Raw genomic sequence first — 516 nt, 5'->3', positions numbered from 1 at the left:
CGGTGACCTTGCTCTTTGTGATAATGCTTACGACGGTTGTGCTTAACGACACGGATTTTTTCGCCGCGACCATGTTCAACCACTTCAACTTCAACGCTAGCACCTTCAACGATAGGCTGACCGATTTTGACAGTTTCGCCGTCAACAATCATCAATACATCTTCGAATTTAATTGTTGCGCCAGTTTCTGCTTTTAGTAGTTCAACTTTAAGCAACTCATCGACAACTACACGGTGCTGTTTACCACCAGTTTTGATTACTGCGTACATTGTATGACTCCGTTTAACCCGTGTGCCGTGGCTGATGTTATACCAACGCTTTTACGACGAACACGACAGGGAAAAATTAAAGGCAAGATTTTACGGCTTTTTGCTCATAAAAGCAAGCCGTCTATCTCACTTGTTTAACTGGTTTTTGTAAGGCAGTTACACGAATAACCACCTCACTTTTTATTATATCTACTGCTGATTAGGAGCGCATCCAAGATGCTATTCCAACAAAAAAACACTATATAAT

Annotated in this window: 1 protein-coding gene; it reads right to left on the bottom strand. The window is 41.3% G+C overall.

From position 1 onward, the window contains the following. A partial coding sequence (gene rplU, locus JMW90_RS13670) for a 50S ribosomal protein L21 (RefSeq protein ID WP_201564783.1) occupies positions 1 to 269 on the bottom strand: 269 nt, incomplete at its 3' end. Positions 270 to 516 lie beyond the last annotated feature (247 nt).

The sequence above is a fragment of the Psychrobacter glacincola genome, from assembly GCF_904846215.1.
Taxonomy (GTDB): domain Bacteria; phylum Pseudomonadota; class Gammaproteobacteria; order Pseudomonadales; family Moraxellaceae; genus Psychrobacter; species Psychrobacter glacincola.
Note: the sequence above shows the minus strand (reverse complement) of the source record. Positions and strands in the feature narration are given on the sequence as shown.